This window comes from Rahnella woolbedingensis (assembly GCF_003602095.1).
Lineage (GTDB): Bacteria > Pseudomonadota > Gammaproteobacteria > Enterobacterales > Enterobacteriaceae > Rahnella > Rahnella woolbedingensis.
Genome location: NZ_RAHH01000035.1, coordinates 28,801 through 47,577 on the forward strand (window position 1 = coordinate 28,801; position 18,777 = coordinate 47,577).

An 18,777-nucleotide genomic window follows, 5' to 3' on the forward strand; every position below is an offset into this window, starting at 1 on the left:
ATTACTCTCCATTAATTGTCGGTAACGCCATCATCCTGCGATGACGCTTTTGTCTCGCCCGGTACATGGCAGGCGTCGGCCTGCGGCACCAGACTGATTTCGACACGGCGGTTGAGCGCACGGCCTGCCGCGGTGTCATTCGTGGCCACAGGGCGGCTTGCGCCATAACCCTGCACCGCAAAACAGCTTTCCGGCACATCGCCGGTATCTCTCATCCAGTCACGTACCGCTTCAGCACGTTTGAGGGACAGTGTCTGATTAAGTGAGTCGCTTCCGGTGTTATCGGTATGGCCGCTGACCACAATCAGCCAGCCTGGTTTGGCCTTAATGCCTACCAGAGAATTCACCAGCACCTTAGTCGAGCCGATTTTCAGTTCAGATTTTCCGGAGTCGAACAGCGACATGCTGTCGAGACGGATAATGGTCGGCGCCGGTTTGGGCGCCGGTGGTGGCGGTGGGGGGACGTAGGTGTCAATTGCCTGCTGTACGTTCAGCCACAGCCGCTCGCCCGGGTATAACCCCAGACTATAGCGGTGAGGTTCCCCCTGCCTCTGCCAACGCTCAAGAAGCAACGCATCCTTCTTGAGCGCATTCAGTGCCTGCGCTTTCGGAATAAAATTCCCCATGGGTATCGCAGACCAGCGTTGCAAATCTGCACCCACACGGCGTATCAGGTCACGGTTATTGGCAACCGACAGCAGCAGCGCGGTTATCGCGCACACAAGCAGTATCAGGATCACCCGACGCCCCGTTTTGCCACCCTGTAACGGGGTGCTATACGGACTCAGAAGCGGGATCACCGGATCGGGGAAATACCAGCGGGCTTCACGGGCGTTAAACGACGACGCAGCGTGCAGATAAGAATGGCGGTACAGCCATTGAGGCCAAAGCGCATCCACGTCTTGTAACGCACTCCCGCAGCGCAGCGTCACGGCAAACGGGTGGACAGCGGCACAAAGTCTGTCTGGTCTGGCAAACTCGTCTATGATGACCTGATGCACAAAGCGGAATGCCGCCTTCAGCAGCGGTGTTGTGGTCGTGACATTTGATTGTTGTTGCCACTGTGCCAGTGACAGGGCCGGTTCATTATCCGGACACACCACCGGCGTGGTGCCCCGGATAATGATCCACGGCGTATCCGTGCCCGAAAACGCACAACTCAACACCACCGGTACGACGTATCCGGTCAGCGCCGTGAGCTGCTTAACCTGATGGCGAAGTACTTTGAGTGCAGCACGCAACAACGCCTCATCACGATAAAGGTCAGGCAGACAGTTGAACATCACCACCAGTTGCCCGGCCATGAGCGGGTTATAAGCCAGCAGGGCGTCGGCCATCGGTGTTAACTGACTGGCGTCACCGACCTGCAGATAACACCCTTGTGACGTAACCCGGCGACGGCCGGTAACAAACATCTCATCACAGCCATCGCCGCACACCAGCAACACCGGCCCGGTGTGTTCCGGTGCAGGAAAATAGCTGTCGTCGCCCTTTTGCATCGCGGGACGCTGCCGGCGATATCGGCGAATACTCACCCACACGCCCACCACGACCGCCACCAGCGTCAGCGCCGCTTTCAACAGCGGCTGCAGGGTAAGAAAAACCCATAACAGCCACAGCAGAGCGACCATGGTCACCAGAACCGGAAATACCGCGTTGGCGGCTGCCGATTTACGCATCAGCGCAGCTCCGGCAGTTGTTGCTTAAGCAGATCCTGCAACCACAGGTGTCCGCCTAACCAGACGACCGTCGTAACAACGGCCGATAAGGCTATCCAGAACCAGACCGACCGCAGCAGGTTATAACGTCGATGTCCGGTTTTACGGATCACCAGAGAGATCCCGGTGTCCAGCGGAGCAACACGTTCATTCAACGCGTTCAGGACGCTTTCACGCTGTACCAGTCCGCCGTGCTTGCCGCTGTACTGTCCCTGGAACCCCAGCGCCAGTACGCGCTGGTAGCAGGTCAGCACAGCCGGTATCGGAGAAGGCTGACGCAGCACCTCCGCAATACGGTCATACAGCACTTCACCGGCCTGCAGCGAGCCAAAGTAGCGGGCTTGCAGCGGTGCGGTTTTCCAGGCTTTTATCCCTTCGTCAACGCGCGGTACGGTGCTGTCGCTTTCGCCATCGACGACCAGGGCGGGTTTACGATTCATCACCGACTCATCAAGCAACGCACACTGGGCGTAAGTGATATGCGTAATACTTTCGGCATCAAAACCCGCCCGCTCCAGTGCTTCACGCACGCTGTCCACCTGCTGGCAACAGTGTTTATAAAGAGCGCCGCCGTCCGGTGCCGTCGCCCCATGCTGCAACTGTGCGACCGTCAGCCAGGTATCGGCCATCAGTTCATCAATATCGATATCCTGTCTCATGAGCGCATCACCGCATACAGTTCGAGTTCAAGCTCCCCGAGCAGCGACGGAACATAGAATTCGCAAACACCCTGCTCCAGCATGTCACGCGCCGCCTCACTCTCCATATCCAGTACAAAGTACTGATTTTCCAGACGCACCGGCAATGCCGCCGGGACACGACTCAGGGCAATCAGTGGGATACCCGTTAGCGCTACGCTGGAGATCTCGCTGACATCGCCGGGTGAACCGGCTTTACACAGCGCAGGGAAGCGCTCGGCGATTTGCCAGGCTGGATTGTTCGAACGCACAGACAGGTAGAAGTCGGCCTCTTCCCGCAGGCGAATGTCATGCAGTGAGGCCTTCCAGGTCTGTTCGTCGCTGCGGCTCATGGCCACGGCTATCACGCGCGACGGCAGGCTGGTTTCCAGCAACTCGGTAATGAGATCAAACAGCGGCGGAAAGGTGTTCTCCGGGTTTTGATGGTCATAACCTGGGATAATATCCAGGTCGTGCTCCAGGGAGAACGTCAGCATACTGCCCGCCAGTCGGGCCAGTTCCGCCCATACCTGTTCAGGATGGCGGGCCGGGAACCGCTCAAACTCACTCAACACGCGGGCATGTGAGTTAAGGGCGTTGAGCAACCAGAACAGAGAGACGTCAGCCACGGCAAAATCTGCCATCCGCTCGTTGCTCTCCCGGCGCATCGCCATCAACCGCTGTCGGCGGGAACGTAACTGGCGATTGAGCAGCGTCAGGCGCTCACGCAATGTTTGACTGGCAGAAAACAGCGCCATCGGGGGCACAAAATTCAGGTCCTGACGCCAGCCGCCCTGTCCGTTACGCACTAACCGGGCAACGGCGCAGGTTTGCCAGGCATCATTGCTTTCATGGCTGAAACGAAAGGCAAGATTAAAACGCGCCACCGCCATCGACTCTTCTTCCTGGCCGAAAGCATCAGTCACCGTCACCCACTCTTCCCGATAACGCAAGGGGCGCTCAGCAATCCCCGTTTCTGTCTGAACGTTCACGATCCCCGATTGCATCACCGGCAGTGCCAGATACACCACCACGCTGTCGTGACCGGCGATGGCCTGAGGATCGAGTTCCCGAGGCGCCGGCGGCACGTCGCAGCGCTGCGTGTCAATCAATGTCCCATCCGGTAACCACAGACGCATTGACTGCGCCTGTATCCGTCCGGAGGAAAGTAACGCGTCATCGAGTTCGAGCGTCTCAACGCCCCAGGGAAACGCCGATGCCAGAGCCGAAATTCCGGCTCGGGTGAACGATTCCCACTCGGACTGTTGCTGGAACTGCTGAGGGGACAGCAATGCCCCCTCGTTCCATAATGGACGATAAATCTTCATAGGCCTCCAGCCTTACGACTTCGCCTTCGGCATCTGTGATACCAGAGACAAATTCACGTCCATACCTTCCACCTGGAAGTGCGGTACAGCGTACAGTTTCACGCGGAAGAAGCCTGGGTTGTCTTCGATATCTTCAACGGTGACTTTGGCGTCGCGCAGTGGGTGTGAAGCCTGCAGGTCGTCGCCCGGATCGGTCATTTCGGTGACCAGGGTGCTTACCCAGGTGTTCAGTTCCAGCTCAAGCAGGCGGCGGTCTTTGGTGGTGCCGATATTTTCACGCTGAATAAGTTTCAGATAATGCGCGATGCGAGACAGCAAGAAAATGTACGGCAGGCGCGAATTGACACGGCTATTGGCTGTGGCAACGGCGGTCTCATACAGCGCGGGTTTTTGCGTGGAGTTGGCCGAGAAGAAGCAGGAGTAGTCCCTATTTTTATAATAACTTAGAGGAATAAAACCCAGATTGGCGAATTCAAATTCGCGGGTTTCAGGGATCATCACCTCTGAAGGGATTTTCACCTGATTACCGGTGCCCAGGTCATACAGGTGGATAGGCAGGTCTTTCACCGCCCCGCCCGCCTGCGGACCACGGATTTGAACGCACCAGCCGTTATTGATGAAGCTTTTCACCATGTTGGCCGCAAACGCGAACGAGGCATTCGTCCACAGGTATTTATCGTGATCCGGACCTGTCACTTCTTCGACGTAGTTGAAACTGCGTACCGGCACGGTGTCCGGGCCATACGGCAAACGACCCAGCACGCGTGGCATCACCAGACCGATATAACGCGAGTCGTCGGTGTCGCGGAAAGATTTCCATTTGATGTATTCGGCGCGGTCAAAGTAGTTGCCGATATCTTTAATCGCCGCGACTTCTTCCATGCTGTCTTTGAGGAAGAATTTCGGGCCCGCCGAGCCGATAAAGGGCATATGGGCAGCGGCTGACACTTTTGATATATTACGCAGCAGTGCCACGTCTTGCGCTGACGCATCAAACTCATAGGCAGAAATCAGTGCGGCAACCGGCTCTCCGCCCGGAGTGTCGTATTCATCGATATAGGTGTGTTTGTACAGCCCGCTCTGAATAATCTCCGGCGCATCCTCAAAATCCTGACGCAGTTCGTCTTTGGACAGGTCGAGGATCTCCAGTTTGACGTTTTGGCGGAAGTCGGTTTTATCGACCAGTGATTTGAGGCCACGCCAGACAGATTCTACTTTCTGGAACTCGTCATGGTGCATCACTTCGTCAAGCTGACGGCTTATCTGAAAATCCAGTTCAGCGATATGGCTGTCGAGCAGGGTTTTATCCAGTTTCTCCACTTTTTGTCCGGATTTTTGCAGCACCTGCATAAAGACCTGAACAGCCGCCGTCACGCGGGCATCAGTGGATGTTTCAGCCATAAAGCTGTTGTCCTGAAAACCGTCGATGTCTTTAATTTCAGACACCGGCGTTAAATTTATTTTATCAAACAAAGACGCATATACACCGCCCTGCGGCAGTGTTTTTTCAATTGTGGTACCGCCCGCAGAGGACTGAGTTTCATTATTCACTGACATAAGCATATTCTCTTCGTTATTCCGTTAATGTGGATAGCGCTTATTCCTGGGCTGGAGCGAGTGCATTGAGCTCATTACGCAATTCATCACTGAGGGTCGGGTCTTTAAGAATTTTCTCGAGTTCTTTTCGGAATGTCACATTATCGAGAAGGTTGGATTTTAAATCGCGCAGCAAATTGCGCATAGCCAGCATGGCGCGTAATTGCGGGATTTTACGGGCAATTTGTTCGGGTTCGAAGTCTTTCATATCCTGGAAAGACAGTCTGATATTTTCTTCTGAGTTATCGCCTGCCAGGGTGTTTTTGACGGTGAGATTCACTTGAGGGTTGATATCTGCTAACACGCTGTTAAAATTGTTTTTATTGACGTTAATTTTTTCGCGCTCGGACAGCGTACCTTCAGCTTTGCCGTTACTAAAATCACCCACGGTCAGGAGCTTCAACGGTAATTCAACTTTCTTCTTAGCCCCCCCGGTATGCAGGTCAAGCTGGATATTTACACGGGCCTTTGGAATTTCTGCCTGGAATGAATCTGCCATAATTCGCCTCTGAAAAAATTAAGTTATCGTTACCTGATAATAGACCAGCATAGGTATATAAATGCAGCGGTTTGATTATCATCCTTTGGTGATAAATGTAAATAAAAAAAATCCATAATGAGCGTGCGCGAATGCAGAAAAAAACCATACAGAAATGTATTACTTGCTTTAGATCAAGATTATACTCGACCTCCCACCAAACGCGCTGACAATAATATAAATAACAAATTCGATAAATTTAAAAAGTAACAACGTGCAATGGTCATGCTTATTATTAAGAATTTTCTCTTTTTGTACGAATTATCTTAAATAAAAATCCAGAGCTATACTTAATATTAATGAAATCACTGTTTGTCACTTGAGAGCAATACCTTATTCAAGGTAGCTTACCCTCATGAGAAAAAACGACACTCACTACCGCAATCACCGTTCACCCTGGACGCTGGCGGAACTCCGGTATCTGGAAAAGCACTACGGTCATCTCCCCACCCGCGCAATAGCGACAACGCTTGAAAGAACGGCGGTGGCTGTCAGGCTGATGGCGCAAAAACTCGGCGTGGTTCAACCCCATACGGCGTCCTGGACAGAGGAAGAGAAAAACATCCTCCGCACGCATTATGCCCGCGGTGACGGTATTGGGGCTGTGGGCAAACTGCTGCCAGCCCGTAACCGCCAGACGATTTTCACCATGGCCGCAAAAATGGGGATCCGCAGTGCCCGTACCTGGAGCCGCCATGAAGTGAAAATACTGAAAAAATACTACGCCTTACTGGGTACCAAAGTGGCCAACCAGCTCCCCGGCAGAACAGCCGAAGCGGTGAAGATAAAAGCCAATGAGCTGAGATTACAGTTTGGGGGGAAAGGCAGAGGGAAAATATGGAGTGCTGAGGAGTGGCTCTGTCTGGCACAGCACCAAAATGTCAGCGCCACGAAGCTGGTAGAGCTATTCCCTGGTAGGAGCGTTTTGTCAATAAGAAAGGCTAAAGCGAGGCTAAAGAAACGACAACGGCCAGGGTAAAATGATGTTGTCACTTCTGCCTACGCTGCGCCTGGATGAAACGACTCCGTACTCCGACGACAACATTCTGTTGGGGGCACAGGACGATAATCACGATAAGAATACGGGTGGACGTTTAAGAAATGCCGTGGTGCCATAATACGAAACAGGAAACCTGCAGAATATGATGAACATTGCTACCGTGAAGGAAATATCGGAATGACGTTACCGGTTAACCCCGATCTTAACCACTTGGCTTTTTGCGCTCTTGTCGCGTTAAGTTTTGAAAAACAGACTTCAGGAATAAGCGGCCGCGTGGCAGAAAATTTATTCCTGCTGCGCTGGCTGACGGTAGCCCAAAAACAAAAACGCTTCCCAAAATCATTGGCCAGTGAAATTATCTGGCTGATTAATGAAGCCAGGACTAAGGGCGTGAACGTTAGCCTGAAAGATAAATTTGAAGTGATATGGCGTACCGGCAACGAGGATGTCCAGCCGCACTCAGACCTGTATCGACTGAATGCGGCCATCATCGCTTTGAGGGAGCAGGGATGGAACAATTACCTGCTTTCTCAGGCTGAGTGGTCAAGCCTTACGGAAGGCAATACCACGGAAGCAACTGATACTCTGTATATGACAAAGCCGCACTGGAAGCGGGATTCGATGAACGAGGTTTGCAAACCGGTCAGGTAGAAATGCGCGTTGTCGGTAATGTAGTCACCTTACAGCGTGTGCTCAACACCTACGCGCTTGATACAACGTGTGGGGTGAATACGCTATATCAAGCGGTTTTTCTAAATCCTCCTGGCCATGGAGTGCCTTAATGCGTAAATATCTCACGGGAACTGACAAGAATATTCGATAAGGAAAAAACGGTGCCGCAAAACAGACTGGTTAAAACTAAACCGACGCCAAAATCTAACCTCAGTGATCCGCAACATCAATTCCAGGAACGCTGGAAGAAAATTGAGACGTTGCAACTCAACATCTCGGCGTTAGAACAGCAGCAGCGCTGCCTGCTGCTTCGGTTCCAGCAAGAGATATTACCGATCGAGCATCAATACCTCCAGGCACTCTATGAAAAAACGGTGCGCCTGATATCCTTCGCTGGTAAGAAATCACTGGGTAAATATGACCGCGATGCGCTATTTGGCTGGATAGAGCATGAATTTGATGAGCTGTACCACCACCCCTTCAATGAAAATATCGATCTCGAAGCGCTTAATAAGCAGCTGCTTGCCATAAACAAAGCACAGGATGATGAGCTTCCCACTCAGGGCGAAATAGACCGTCTTCGTCATTTATTGAACGAGACCTATGAATCGGCTCAGGAGCTGACCGATGATGACCTGGCAGAGATGATGATGGATCCTGAAAAACTTCGGGCCACCATGGAACAACTTTTTCAAAATACACCCGACGACTTCATTAATGACGATGAAATGCATGGAACAGAAAACGACAATGCGGCTGACCATTCCCAATCGGCATGGGGTGGTCTGCTTAAGTCGCTGGAAGTGAATAAGATGTACAAAAAAATCGCTACACTGCTTCACCCCGATCGTGAACAGGATCCGGCAAAGAAAGAAGAAAAGCATCAGTTAATGGTGCAATTATCAAAGGCTAAAAAAGAACACGATATATGGACCATATTGGGAATGTACCGGCTATATGTAGACAGTACTTTCCATTTCAGCCACGAAGCAATGCCTGCCATTAATGAGCTGTTGCAAAGCCGTATTGAAGTACTCAACTTTGAACTTTCTCAGCTCAAAAGTCCCCATTCGTTAACCGGCATGGTTTGGGAGCGTTTTGGCGGACGTACAAGCAAGACCATTGATAATAATTTCAGGAAGTACTCTGAACAATTACGCGAAGGTATTGCAACAGAAACCGAAATACGTGAAGACCTCCGGTCACTGACTGTGTTAAAAAAATATCTTGGAATGCGGCGAGATGACTGGGAATGGCTTTAATGACCGAGTGGGAACGACGTTGTAAAATGTGATTCTGAGCTATAACATCCAGCTTGCTCATTCGCTTCTTCTATAGTTCGGCGGGTTCTAAATAACTGCGCTTAATAGTAGATCACTGAAGGGAACTCAATCCGGTTTGAGCGATCTGATCAATCGCCAAACATCACAAACCCTCACAACCGGACTGAGCAATGCCGATCATAGCACCGATACCCCGAAGCGAACGTTGCCAGATGGAGAAAATTGTCCATAAAACAACAGACAAAAATCATTCCAGACGCCTTATTACCATGTTGATGTTACATCGCGGTGAATCACTCACTTATGTCGCTAAAACTCTATGCGCAGCGCGTTCCTCCGTCGGGCGCTGGATTAACTGGTTCACATTATTTGGCATTGACGGTCTGAAAAGCCTTCCGGCTGGACGTCAAAAAAAGTGGCCTGTTGAGGAGATGCTTCGCATGTTGGATTTACTTGTTCAGCGCTCTCCGCAAGATTTCGGGTATCTACGTTCCCGATGGAGTACTGAGATGTTAACGATTGAAATTAATAAGTTATTTAATGCTACATTACATCCTGGTTCGCTTAGGCGTTGGCTACCAGGCGCGGGTATTGTGTGGCGTAGGGCGGCTCCGACATTGCATATTCGCGATCCTTACAAAGAGGAAAAACTGGCAGCGATCAGTGACGCGCTGGAAAAAAACTGTGCCGACCATCCCGTATTTTACGAGGATGAAGTCGATATTGATCTCAACCCTAAGATTGGCGCCGACTGGCAAAAGAAAGGTCAACAGAAGCGCATTCCTACGCCGGGTACGAATCAAAAGCATTACCTTACCGGAGCTCTTCACGCGAGAACCGGCAGAGTGGAGTACGTCAGCGGGACAAGCAAGAACTCAGGCCTGTTCATCAATATGTTACGCAAGTTAAGAAGTACATACCGCAGTGCCAAGACAATCACACTGATCGTTGATAATTACATCATCCATAAAAGCAAAAAGACGTTGAAATGGTTGAAGAATAATCCAAAGTTTATAGTTATTTATCAGCCGGTTTATTCACCGTGGGTAAATAAAATAGAGCTTTTATGGCTGGCGTTGCACGAAACGGTCACACGTAATCATCGCTGCAGAACAATGTGGCAATTATTGAGCAATATCAGACAATTTATGAAAGCCGCTTCACCTTTCCCAAGAAACAAACGTGGGTTAACAAAAGTGGAGCGGTATTAAGCGCAGTTATTTAGGGGTTTGAAGTTCAGTGATATAAAAAACCACGCTAAGTGGTATCAGAAATCGATTTTGATACTACTCGGTATCAAAAAGGAGACTGTAATTAAAATTGTGTAATTGCCTGTTTTTGATATGTTCACTCCAACAACGGAGACGGGCAAATTATGGACGAAAAGAAACTCAAAGCCCTTGCGGCTGAACTGGCTAAAGGCCTTAAAACCGAAGCCGATCTCAATGCGTTTTCTCGTATGCTCACGAAATTTACCGTTGAAACAGCGCTCAATGCAGAGCTGACTGACCACCTCGGACACGAGAATAACGCCCCAAAATCAGGCTCGAATACCCTCAACGGCTATTCATCCAAAACACTGCTGTGCGACGATGGCGAGATCGAACTGAGCACACCTCGCGATCGTGAAAACACCTTTGAGCCTCAGCTCATAAAGAAAAACCAGACGCGTATTACGCAGATGGACAGTCAGATTTTGTCCCTGTACGCCAAAGGTATGACGACCCGTGAAATCGTCGCCACGTTCAGGGAAATGTACGATGCGGACGTGTCTCCCACGCTGATATCTAAAGTCACCGATGCGGTTAAAGAACAGGTAACAGAGTGGCAAAATCGACCTCTGGATGCACTGTATCCCATTGTTTATCTCGACTGTATCGTGGTTAAAGTTCGTCACGGCGGCAGCGTGATTAACAAAGCCGTATTCCTCGCGCTGGGCATTAATACTGAAGGTCAGAAAGAACTGTTGGGCATGTGGCTGGCAGAAAACGAAGGGGCAAAGTTCTGGCTCAGTATGCTGACAGAGCTTAAAAACCGGGGGCTTCAGGATATCCTGATTGCCTGCGTGGACGGGCTGAAGGGCTTCCCGGATGCGATAAACAGCGTTTATCCTCAGACGCACATCCAGTTGTGCATCATCCATATGGTGCGCAACAGCCTGAAATACGTGTCGTGGAAGGATTACAAAGCCGTCACCGGCGGACTGAAAACGGTGTATCAGGCTCCGACAGAGGAAGCCGCGCTGATGGCGCTGGATACGTTCGCGGGTGCCTGGGACGATAAATATCCGCAAATCAGCAAAAGCTGGCGGGCGCACTGGGAAAATCTCAATACGTTCTTCGGCTATCCGCCTGACATTCGCAAGGCAATCTACACCACGAATGCCATCGAGTCGCTGAACAGCGTTATCCGTGTAGCTATCAAAAAGCGAAAGGTGTTCCCGACAGACGACTCGGTGCGAAAAGTGATTTACCTGGCGATCAGGGATGCTTCAAAGAAATGGAGTATGCCGATCCAAAACTGGCGGCTGGCGATGAGTCGCTTTATTATCGAGTTCGGCGACCGCCTGAGCGATCACCTTTAATACGATGGCAGTTACACAGAATTATTTACAGGGTCAAAATTACTGCGGCCTGTGTCCACGTTGAGGAGACGGTCTGTTTACATCATCGTAGAACAGTTCGATTTTATCAGGTGCAAATTGTCCGGAACTTTTGTTATGCAGTTCATCCTCATATCCGGCTTTAAATTTCTGCTGTGGGTCACTAAGCGGTAGTCTCGAACCGCTCTCCTCATTAAACCACGGAACAATTTCCGTAGCAGTCTGTACAAATGCGGCATGTCCTTCAAACACCATTTCTTCCCCGGACTTAGATTGAGCCAGCACCAATGAAGTAATCACATGCTGACCTTCCAGTTCGCCTGCACGGGCAATTTCCAGTCGCTCACCTTTATCCTGAATCTGAACCTGACCACCTTGATAATATTGCACCGTACCATCGCGGTTAATAACCGTGTCATACCCTTCAATAGTCATTGGCTTGCTGTCATCGGAAACACCAAAGCGGATACTATTTTCCGAGACGTTGGCCGTTCTGGCATTGCGTTTAAGACGATAAGACCAACCACGTAGCTGGGAAATGGCCGCTTGATCATGTTGCTCAGCCTGCTGTTCTACCCATGCACGATAGGACAGACGTTGATTAGAAGGATCTGCTTTAAAGGCCGTTCTTTCTGCCTTCACTTCCATCCGAAGCGCAGCCATTGCCTTCATCCTTTCAACTTCGATAATGTGATAAGTCAGTTTACGTAACAGTGGATCATTGATAGCAACTCGGGCACGAGCCTTCTGCCAGGCAAACTTTTTAGATGCATTCTGGTAACGCTTTTTAATCTCATCGCTGTTTAGCTTTGGACGTACCCAGGAGGATTTATAAGCACGATATCTCGCCTTCAAATCTTCCCGGGCATCCGCTCTGGCCACACGCCTTTCAGTTCTAGCCAGAAGATCACGCGCATGGAATTTTGGCTCATATGCAAACTCTGGTTGTACCTGAATTGCGCTTTCTTGCGTACTAATGTCGCTCTTAACCAATGGTGGTTGAACCTGAACGAAATCTCCGATGTGTGGTTCTAAACAATTCAGCGTCAGGTCAGGATGAAGACTGCTGGCCTTGATAGGTACCAACGTTTCATCCATTAAAGAATACACAGCAAGACCTTCACCTTTACGCTTCAAGATAAGGCCAGCGCGGGTCATTTCATTCTGTATGTCTTGCCAGTTAAGTCTCTCGGTGTCTTCCATAATGTCACCAATATTGTCGCGACACTCACTGACGGCATAGCTAAAGAGGCTTTCAGAATCGGCGTAATACTCAAGCTGTTTTGCTTTCCGAGGAATAGACTTAAAGTCATTTTTATTACGCACAATCTGCTGATCATCACTTATCTTCCATGCACCATTATCCGGTGTGAATCCATGCTTCAGTTCAAGATGGCGGCAAGCTTTATGCAATGTATCAACGTCGTTGTACATGTTGGTTGCGCAATATGAAATTGGATTAATACGGTTAGCGGCAATATGACAATGCACATTATCGGTATCTCGATGAATTGCAAAGATGTACTGATGATCAGACATACCCAGTTGAGAAATACAGTGACGAGCACTATCAAAAATTTGCTGGTCAGTCGGAGTATCCTCTTCTCGCCAGGAAAGGATGCAGTGATATACAGGATCAAGACAACGGGTATTCTGTAAGGCTACGGCATTCATTTCTGCTGACGCAGTTTCTAGGCTGAAGCAGTTGGTTTCAACCACAACATTGCCGCTTAATACCTGCTGTGTGCCATCGTCAAAAGTGGCAAGAACAGCCTGGTCCTCAACCGATGCATTGCGATCAAGGTATTCGACCAGGCGGTTGAAAATAGCTTCTTTAGAACGAGAAGGTCGAACATAAGGATTCTCAGGAGAAATCGGCATATCAGATTTTTGTTCTTCACGCAGAGTCAGATAGCTGACCAGTTGAATGAAACTGGAACGTCCATCTTTGCGCTTTTCAGGAACGATCGGAATCATGATTTAGTCCGCTGTTCTGCAAAACCATCAATGCCCATGTCGATACTTATGATTGCCTTTTTGATAGCAACAAGAATCTCCGAATACTCCTTACTGAATACCTCACTAACATTACCTCGACCTTCATTAAAAAGGTGCTTTTGTAACCCTCCTAAACGCTGCAACTCCATCATCAGTTTTGTGTCTGTCTTTGGTGTGATGCGACGCCCAAGAGCACATCGACGAAGGTATTCACCCACGCTTAAGCCTGCGGCCTGAGCGCTTTGGAGTATTTCCAGTTTCTCTTCTGGAAAACAACGAATACTTGGAAGCAGAGCTGTTCTGTTCCTACTTTCGCTTTTACTCATGGTGAATAGAGTCCTTTTAGTCTCGCTGGATAATAGTCTCGGGGTGTCGGGGCTTTGCCCTGACCAGGTCGTTTTGTTGGACCGACTGCGTGCAGGCGGTGCTACAAAACATATCCTGTCCCGGATTTGAAACCTAATATTGAGATATTGCCAGATATGGCCTGGAATGTCACTACACCGGTCATGACTATTAGATATGTTTATGGGATGAGATGTTTTTGCTATGATATGAGCGTATTTTTCATAACAAACAAATAGGTACACTCTCATGGCAGCAAACAGCTACTACACGATAGAACAGCTTGAATTGGCAAAAATGCAGCTCGCTGAATTGCCTGATTTGAATGCATCGAGAATGACAGGGAAAGATGTGTTAGAAAATCTTCGGGAACAACTTGTTGAGCTTTCTGTGAAGAAAGGATATACCGCTGTTGAGATAAAATCGGCTCTTGATTCAGCAGGGATTGTTGTCAGCGTGAAAGCGATAAAAGACGCAATTGATAAAAATGAAGTGACAAAAAAGAAACGCGCTTCACGAAGCATAAAATCTTCAGATACGAAAAATAATTCTGTAGCAACTCAATAAAAAATTAATCACCCGTGTCAAAGCAACATTACGTGATCCATGAGGGGGTCAACCCCCTGAATGGATCATAGCGTAGTAAAAAAGACTCATCACTCACCAAATGCTATCGAGACAAATCCGTGTCTCTCCTCTCGATGAGGGGAGACACGGAACGCGAGCTACCAGTCAAAAAACTTTTCACCTAAGATCACGTCTGCATCACGGTCAAATTCAATCATTGAAACTCTATGTTGACGCACCATTCGATAAATAAATTTCCTAAATTCGTTTGAAATCCCTAACTTCTTTAATGACTTTAAAAGCTTAGGCCGAGCATCTAGAAGAAGGATAAATCCATATTCTGTGTTGAAAATTTTACGGAGAGTCTTGTGTGAATGCTCTTGAAAAATCTTCATATCCTCTAACATCATGTGACCAGTACTACATACGAGACAACTCTTAATTTCTGGATATTCATTTCTCATGTTTTCGTTTCCTAATGATGGCGGTGGTTCGTTCACCGCCATCAAAAAATCATTAATCGATTGCTCGATAAATAGCAGAATGTTCAGAAATTGTTTCGGCATAATCCTTCAACTTTTCTGATTGCTGGTAAAGATGATTTAATAATTCTTGCCGGTCACTGTCCGCAGAATCCCACATCAGCATATTTAGGGCATAAAGCGTTACAACAATCCCTGCTGCATCAGCGGAAACTTCTTCATGAAATCCATTTCCCGCAATAGATAGTTCGATTTTTTCCATATCTGGACGAAGATAAAAACCACCATTCGACAAACTAATGAAATCCCAGTACCCACCTGTATAGCCAGCGCAAATGTTTCTCATGTAACCTGTTATAAGATTTTCCCCACGCATAAATGCACTGCCAAAGAGCGCAGGCAGAACATCCATGCGTTGATTCTCTGACACAACTTCAGCGGTGATTGTTGTGTTACTTGCTGATATTCCTGATTGATTCATGATAATCCTCCTGTGGCTTTCTTTCCGGTGTCACCTTTTTAGGTTTCACGTATGCGGGGAGTCTTGCTCCGTGGAAAAAGACCGGGACGGGGTATTAGCTGACCAAACAAGGGCAGCGTCGAAGCCGCAGCGCAAACGAGAGAGGAACGAACGAGTGCGAACGGGTGAGTAAGCTGGCGAAGCGCATCCTTGTTTGGGCTGCGCACCGTGCCAGCGTCTTCCACGGAGGAAGAAAACCCGCAGCGAACACCAGGTTAAAAGCGACACCGGAAAGACCGGCTCGCCGGGCATTAGTGGACACGACAGTGGCCAGTTAAAGCGGCGCGGTCGAAAGACCGCTGCAAGCGCGCCGTTTATTTGTCTGTTCTCCGCTCAATGCGGAGAACAGACAATCCGCGGGAGAATTCTGGAGTAACAACGTTAAACATCCTTAAAACAAAATTGCCCCTTCCCTATCGGCAGGAAAGGAGCGGGGTTTAGGCTATGAACATTATTTTTTTACGGTATGGTTACGTTGTTCATGCGAAAATTAACGTTATCGAGCCACACCAGCCAGTCATTTTCCATTCAGGTTCTCGTTATCTATTTCGCGATACCTTTCCACTTTTAGAAGCGTATATTCCACGATCGGATCGCCTCATTAAAAACCTCTGCATGAATCGTTTTCATCGTAACTGTATCAACGATCTGCTCCTCATCTGCAGCAGCAACGACTGCACCCTGTGCTGTACAAAGTGAACACTCAACCCAGTAACATGCCGTACCTGTATTCTCGACCTGCATCAGATCAGAACCACAAAACGGGCAGGGTTTTAACGGCATATCAATGCCATCTTCATAGATACCGTAAGCGTTATACCCATCAATTTTTATTTTCATATTGTCAGTCCTTAAACCCCATCATGCGCAACCAGCTGTTTAGGAGAGCACGCGTTTTAAAATTTGTTTTTTGCATAGGCATATTGCTTGAACCGTCCATCCAGACTCGGGCACCGGCTGCGAACTGGCGAACCTCTGCGCTATATCCGCGCCGGATGTAATACTGTTTCCCCGTGTAGCCATCCGTGTAGACTGTGGCATTTGGCATAACAAGCGGCGCTGGATGTTTCATACATGATCCCTTCTTAGGTTACTGGTAGCCTTTCGGCTTTTTTACGGTGTATCCCCTTTGTTGTGATGAAGGCGGGGATCCTGTTGCTGTGACAAAAGAACGACATGGGGAATGAGTGAGCGTTACCGGGGCGACGCCGCAGGCCGCAGCGTAAAGACGGGAGGAACGACCGGATGCGAACGGGTGAAGACGGCGGGTGAAACCTTTACCCTGGTAACGTGAACGCCCCGTGTCAGTGTCTGTCCCTGCAAAAGGGAAACCACCAATTACGAAGGGAAGGACATACCGGGCAGCATGGCCAACCTCCACAGCGGCCACGCAGGTGGCCAGTGAAAGCAGTACACCCGGCGGGTGCTGCAAGCTGGCTGTCGCGCTTCGTCGCCCGGGATGGGCTCAAAGCCCGTTCAGGGCGAACGCGCATGAAAAAGCCGCTTCGAAAAGCGGCTCAGAAAGTGCAATAATTACACTTTTTTTGTTTTTAAAGGGTGCGAAGTGCGTCTATAACAGCGGGGTCACGCTCAATCATCATCAACAGTTTCAAAGATGAACCTGATGGAATACGACGATGCTGTTCCCAGCTCTGGAGTAGTGACGCAGAAACCCCAACGACATCAGCAAATTCATTTTGCTTAAGGCCGCTCGCTTCTCGCATTGATTTTACGTCTGGTAACCGATGGCGATGGATGTTTTCAGCCGGAACAGACAATGTACCTTTCTCGATAGCAACCATCTGTTGCATACTTTCAACGAGATCATTAAACAGTTCAGTTTTCATTATTCCCCCTCTCAGGTAGATAATGCCCCGCAGTGCGGGGGCTTGTTATTCGATTTGCTGACTTATCGATTTCAGGACAGCTTTTTCGGCTTCCGTCAGATCTTCTTTTTCATTCTTGGGGTAAACGAGTAGCAGATAAAGGCGCCCCGATTTAGTGATGACATAATAAATAACTCTTACTCCCCCTCGCTTCCCCATGCCTTCACGACTCCAGCGGATTTTTTTACATCCACCTGTTTTACTGATTGTGTCGCCAAGTTCATGGTTTTTTAGAAGATGCTCCTGTAAAGCTCTGAAGTCATCATCTGGCAGGAGTTCGGCTCTTCGCCTGCTAAATACGGGGGTCTCAATGAATTCTAGATACTCCATTAACGCTCGTCCCTTGCTGACCGTGAAATTATTATATTCGTACTGAGTACGAATTACAATGTTTATTCGTACTCAGTACGAATAAACATAGATGTATCATCGTAAAATAAAAATATATAATAGTGCAATAATTGCACCTTTAGAGATGATTATGACGGGTTATGAACTGCGTTTGTGGCGAAAAGGCATGGGTTGGGATCAGGATCGCGCTGCGGAAGAACTGGGGAAATGCCTGCGAACGTATAAAGCCTATGAGAAATCACCGGCTATCGACCGCGTTGTCGAACTCGCCACCCGATCGCTGACACTTACCTCATTGCTTCCCGCGCTGTCTGATAAGAACAGCGCGGAAATCTGTAGGGTTCTCGGCACACTGGTGGACAGGCAGTCCGCTACGATGCCATTAAAAATCCGTCAAAATTGAATACGTCATTGACGGCGACCGGCCATCCTTCTGCGACCCACACCATCACCCAACTTTCAGATTCCTGACAGCGATACAGCATGCCCAACGCACCGGCGGGCAAATCTGAGGGTTCAAAATGGTTACGCCGGTTTCCGTTACGCACGATGTAACTCAATAAATCCTCAAGTTGCGCCGACGTCAGAGCGGTTTCCGCAACAATGCCCTGAGCAGATACGTTCTTAGGTGCCTGCCCTTTTCCCTTGCCATAGTATTGATATGTGGCGTCCAGCGGGTGATTGGACGACATAAACGGTGTGGTATCAATACGGCTAAGGTCTCTTTTTTCCGCAATACTGTTAACCACTTCAAAAGGCTGCTGACCGGTGGCTTCGCACACTTCCAGTTCCTTCGGGTCGATACCGTCGTCAAGTGTGATCCCATAATGTCGCATCAGCAACATCCCTACCTTCTCTGCGTATATCATGCGACCTTCCCGACAGGAGCGAGGTCTAAGAGGATCTGAGTTTTTGTGACTTGAATTTGCAAATCATGCTGACCTTCAAGCAATGCGGTTATAACCACTGGGGTCAGTGGCAACGTTTCTGCAAAATCATCCCCTCCTACCGCAGCGACGCAGGCGTCATGTAACTCCCCCCCATCTGCAAAAATGTCAGGATCGTAACCTTCGGCATAGACAACCGTGCGTTTACCACCGTCTTTGACCTTCTCGACTGAAGACATGACATAAATCCGGCTCTGTCGCATTAAGCGGCTTATCAGGTAACATGCTGTTTTTTTTGTGATGTTACCTGCCCATGTCTCTGATCCG

At 49.1% G+C, this 18,777-nt stretch carries 23 protein-coding genes; 8 read left to right on the forward strand and 15 right to left on the reverse strand.

Going from position 1 to position 18,777, the window contains the following annotated elements; translation table 11 throughout:
* Positions 1 to 11 precede the first annotated feature (11 nt).
* Genes D6C13_RS22195 through tssB form a run of 5 tightly spaced genes read right to left on the reverse strand, consistent with a single transcriptional unit; the run spans position 12 to position 5,818 of the window.
* Complete coding sequence (locus D6C13_RS22195) at positions 12 to 1,679, reverse strand: OmpA family protein (RefSeq protein WP_120134851.1); 1,668 nt, start codon at positions 1,677 to 1,679, stop codon at positions 12 to 14.
* On the reverse strand, positions 1,679 to 2,377 hold the full coding sequence (gene tssL, locus D6C13_RS22200; protein ID WP_120134852.1) for a type VI secretion system protein TssL, short form: 699 nt from the start codon (positions 2,375 to 2,377) through the stop codon (positions 1,679 to 1,681). The genes D6C13_RS22195 and tssL overlap by 1 nt, the downstream gene beginning before the upstream one ends.
* Entirely contained in the window at positions 2,374 to 3,723 is a 1,350-nt protein-coding gene (gene tssK / locus D6C13_RS22205; RefSeq protein WP_120134853.1) for a type VI secretion system baseplate subunit TssK, read from the reverse strand. The genes tssL and tssK overlap by 4 nt, the downstream gene beginning before the upstream one ends.
* Positions 3,724 to 3,735: 12 nt before the next feature.
* Complete coding sequence (tssC, locus tag D6C13_RS22210) at positions 3,736 to 5,286, reverse strand: type VI secretion system contractile sheath large subunit (RefSeq protein ID WP_120134854.1); 1,551 nt, start codon at positions 5,284 to 5,286, stop codon at positions 3,736 to 3,738.
* A gap of 34 nt (positions 5,287 to 5,320) precedes the next feature.
* On the reverse strand, positions 5,321 to 5,818 hold the full coding sequence (gene tssB / locus D6C13_RS22215; protein ID WP_120134855.1) for a type VI secretion system contractile sheath small subunit: 498 nt from the start codon (positions 5,816 to 5,818) through the stop codon (positions 5,321 to 5,323).
* A gap of 394 nt (positions 5,819 to 6,212) precedes the next feature.
* Here tssB and D6C13_RS22220 point away from each other — a divergent pair, with 394 nt between their 5' ends.
* From D6C13_RS22220 to D6C13_RS22240, 6 genes are all read left to right on the forward strand, one after another.
* Entirely contained in the window at positions 6,213 to 6,836 is a 624-nt protein-coding gene (locus tag D6C13_RS22220) for an SANT/Myb-like DNA-binding domain-containing protein (protein ID WP_208642931.1), read from the forward strand.
* A 1-nt stretch (position 6,837) separates the two neighbouring features.
* On the forward strand, positions 6,838 to 6,975 hold the full coding sequence (locus tag D6C13_RS25690) for a hypothetical protein (protein WP_167458063.1): 138 nt from the start codon (positions 6,838 to 6,840) through the stop codon (positions 6,973 to 6,975).
* 59 nt (positions 6,976 to 7,034) lie between these two features.
* Complete coding sequence (locus tag D6C13_RS22225; protein WP_120134856.1) at positions 7,035 to 7,508, forward strand: DUF2913 family protein; 474 nt, start codon at positions 7,035 to 7,037, stop codon at positions 7,506 to 7,508.
* A 182-nt stretch (positions 7,509 to 7,690) separates the two neighbouring features.
* Entirely contained in the window at positions 7,691 to 8,791 is a 1,101-nt protein-coding gene (locus D6C13_RS22230) for a hypothetical protein (RefSeq protein WP_120134857.1), read from the forward strand.
* A 191-nt stretch (positions 8,792 to 8,982) separates the two neighbouring features.
* The gene (locus tag D6C13_RS22235) at positions 8,983 to 10,023 is read left to right on the forward strand and encodes an IS630 family transposase (RefSeq protein WP_120134858.1); all 1,041 of its coding nucleotides are present in this window, start codon (positions 8,983 to 8,985) and stop codon (positions 10,021 to 10,023) included.
* 164 nt (positions 10,024 to 10,187) lie between these two features.
* Positions 10,188 to 11,396, forward strand: coding sequence for an IS256 family transposase (locus tag D6C13_RS22240; protein WP_120134859.1), 1,209 nt, complete (start codon positions 10,188 to 10,190; stop codon positions 11,394 to 11,396).
* Positions 11,397 to 11,435: 39 nt separating this feature from the next.
* Here the strand turns inward: D6C13_RS22240 and traI are convergent, their stop codons facing one another.
* Positions 11,436 to 13,391, reverse strand: coding sequence for a TraI/MobA(P) family conjugative relaxase (gene traI / locus D6C13_RS22245; RefSeq protein WP_120134860.1), 1,956 nt, complete (start codon positions 13,389 to 13,391; stop codon positions 11,436 to 11,438).
* Positions 13,388 to 13,738 carry a plasmid mobilization protein MobA gene (gene mobA, locus D6C13_RS22250; protein ID WP_120134861.1) on the reverse strand — a complete coding sequence of 117 codons (351 nt, stop codon included), beginning with the start codon at positions 13,736 to 13,738 and terminating at the stop codon, positions 13,388 to 13,390. The genes traI and mobA overlap by 4 nt, the downstream gene beginning before the upstream one ends.
* Positions 13,739 to 14,006: 268 nt before the next feature.
* Here mobA and D6C13_RS22255 point away from each other — a divergent pair, with 268 nt between their 5' ends.
* Positions 14,007 to 14,324, forward strand: coding sequence for a molybdopterin-guanine dinucleotide biosynthesis protein MobC (locus D6C13_RS22255; RefSeq protein WP_120134862.1), 318 nt, complete (start codon positions 14,007 to 14,009; stop codon positions 14,322 to 14,324).
* Positions 14,325 to 14,482: 158 nt separating this feature from the next.
* On the opposite strand, the gene D6C13_RS25500 is transcribed toward D6C13_RS22255, so the two are convergent.
* From D6C13_RS25500 to D6C13_RS22285, 6 genes are all read right to left on the reverse strand, one after another.
* Complete coding sequence (locus tag D6C13_RS25500; protein WP_147408193.1) at positions 14,483 to 14,890, reverse strand: DUF5983 family protein; 408 nt, start codon at positions 14,888 to 14,890, stop codon at positions 14,483 to 14,485.
* Positions 14,841 to 15,287 (reverse strand): antirestriction protein, encoded by a 447-nt coding sequence (locus D6C13_RS22265; RefSeq protein WP_120134864.1) that lies wholly within the window; start codon positions 15,285 to 15,287, stop codon positions 14,841 to 14,843. The genes D6C13_RS25500 and D6C13_RS22265 overlap by 50 nt, the downstream gene beginning before the upstream one ends.
* Before the next feature lie 606 nt (positions 15,288 to 15,893).
* Complete coding sequence (locus tag D6C13_RS22270) at positions 15,894 to 16,166, reverse strand: Lar family restriction alleviation protein (protein WP_120134865.1); 273 nt, start codon at positions 16,164 to 16,166, stop codon at positions 15,894 to 15,896.
* A 4-nt stretch (positions 16,167 to 16,170) separates the two neighbouring features.
* Positions 16,171 to 16,398, reverse strand: a complete 228-nt coding sequence (locus tag D6C13_RS22275; protein WP_244212744.1) for a hypothetical protein — start codon at positions 16,396 to 16,398, stop codon at positions 16,171 to 16,173.
* A 478-nt stretch (positions 16,399 to 16,876) separates the two neighbouring features.
* A complete protein-coding gene (gene nadS / locus D6C13_RS22280) occupies positions 16,877 to 17,173 on the reverse strand; it encodes a NadS family protein (RefSeq protein WP_004720859.1) in 297 nt (98 codons plus the stop codon).
* Between the two features lie 45 nt (positions 17,174 to 17,218).
* Positions 17,219 to 17,542, reverse strand: coding sequence for a type II toxin-antitoxin system RelE/ParE family toxin (locus D6C13_RS22285; RefSeq protein ID WP_120134866.1), 324 nt, complete (start codon positions 17,540 to 17,542; stop codon positions 17,219 to 17,221).
* A gap of 151 nt (positions 17,543 to 17,693) precedes the next feature.
* On the opposite strand from D6C13_RS22285, the gene D6C13_RS22290 reads away from it, so the two are divergent.
* Positions 17,694 to 17,966 carry a hypothetical protein gene (locus D6C13_RS22290; protein WP_244212745.1) on the forward strand — a complete coding sequence of 91 codons (273 nt, stop codon included), beginning with the start codon at positions 17,694 to 17,696 and terminating at the stop codon, positions 17,964 to 17,966.
* On the opposite strand, the gene D6C13_RS22295 is transcribed toward D6C13_RS22290, so the two are convergent.
* Positions 17,935 to 18,432: a hypothetical protein gene (locus D6C13_RS22295; protein ID WP_147408194.1), complete on the reverse strand. Its 498-nt coding sequence runs from the start codon at positions 18,430 to 18,432 to the stop codon at positions 17,935 to 17,937. The two genes, D6C13_RS22290 and D6C13_RS22295, sit on opposite strands and share 32 nt — an antisense overlap.
* The coding region (locus D6C13_RS22300) for a DUF3085 domain-containing protein (RefSeq protein WP_147408195.1) at positions 18,429 to 18,777 on the reverse strand (349 nt) is incomplete at its 5' end. The genes D6C13_RS22300 and D6C13_RS22295, both read right to left, overlap by 4 nt.